The organism is Geofilum rubicundum JCM 15548, assembly GCF_000974365.1.
GTDB classification, from domain to species: Bacteria; Bacteroidota; Bacteroidia; order Bacteroidales; family Marinilabiliaceae; genus Geofilum; species Geofilum rubicundum.
The window spans coordinates 1-1,186 of sequence record NZ_BAZW01000159.1; the positions used below are offsets into that span (position 1 = coordinate 1).

2 protein-coding genes are annotated in these 1,186 nt (G+C 32.6%); one reads left to right on the forward strand and one right to left on the reverse strand.

Features of this window, described 5'->3' with window-relative positions; translation table 11 throughout:
- The first annotated feature begins 57 nt into the window (after positions 1–57).
- Positions 58–990: a hypothetical protein gene (locus JCM15548_RS20520; protein ID WP_062129094.1), complete on the forward strand. Its 933-nt coding sequence runs from the start codon at positions 58–60 to the stop codon at positions 988–990.
- Here JCM15548_RS20520 and JCM15548_RS24820 read toward each other — a convergent pair.
- Positions 963–1,186, reverse strand: a 224-nt coding sequence (locus JCM15548_RS24820; RefSeq protein ID WP_227626088.1) for a hypothetical protein, incomplete at its 5' end; no start/stop codon positions are given. The genes JCM15548_RS20520 and JCM15548_RS24820 overlap by 28 nt on opposite strands.

The window sequence follows — 1,186 nt, forward strand, 5'->3', positions numbered from 1 at the left end:
GCCGGGCGTTAGCACAAATTGCGACAAACACCCATAACAATTAAAAATAAAAGTCAAATGAATAAAAAAAGTATAGAAAAGCAAAATCTCCAATATTTATTAAAAGCCAAATATATAATTATTGGAGTGATTATAATTATTGGTTGCGATAATGATAGAATGATTGATAAATCATTTCAACCTAATGTAAAGAATCCAATGTATGATTTAGGCCAAGGACCTGAGATTCTGATAGACGAATCACATAATAACTATCACACTAAAGATGGGTTTTATAGTCCTCTATCAAAATTACTTATAGATGATGGATATGTGGTTAAATCAATAAAAAAGTTCACAAAAGAAAATCTTGAAAAAGCAGAGATTTTAATTATATCTAATGCATTACCGAAAAATCATAAAAAAAATGAAAATGCGTTTAGTGAGAACGATATTGATTTAATTGAAAATTGGGTAAAGAATGGTGGTAGTTTATTTCTGATTGCTGACCATATGCCTTGTCCAATAGCTGCTGAAAAATTAGCAAAAGCTTTTAATATTGATTTTATCAATTGTTATGCTTTAGATACTACATCGCATGAATATGAGATTTTCACAAAATCAGATAGTACATTAATTGAGAATATTATAACACAAGGGCGAAATATCGAGGAAAGAATTGATACAGTAGTGACATTTAGAGGACAAGCTTTTAATATACCAGATAATGCGATACCAATTTTAAAGTTTCGTTCTGAATATATGCTTGTTATCCCTGAAAGACCAATGCAATTTGATGAAAACACAAAATATATTCCTGTGAGAAATGAAGTACAAGGAGCTATAATGAATTATTATCAGGGGCGACTTGCTGTATTTGGAGAAGCTGCAATGTTTACTTCACAAGTGGATGAGGAGAAAGGAATTATAGGCTTTGGATACCCAAAAGCAAAACAGAATGCACAATTTACACTTAATATCATTCACTGGTTGGATGGTAAGTTAAAATAATCAACTTGTGCTAACACGCGGTCATAAAACATTGGGGGCGAAGTGGTTATTTGATCTTCGGTTCTCGCATCAACGGTAGTTGTACCTTGATAGTGTAGTAGCTCCGAAATCCCCAACGTTTCATAGTGTGCCGAGAAGCAGAACATCGGCAAAATATTGTTCTGCATGCTGTAGTTAAGATGGTGGAAACAGTTGT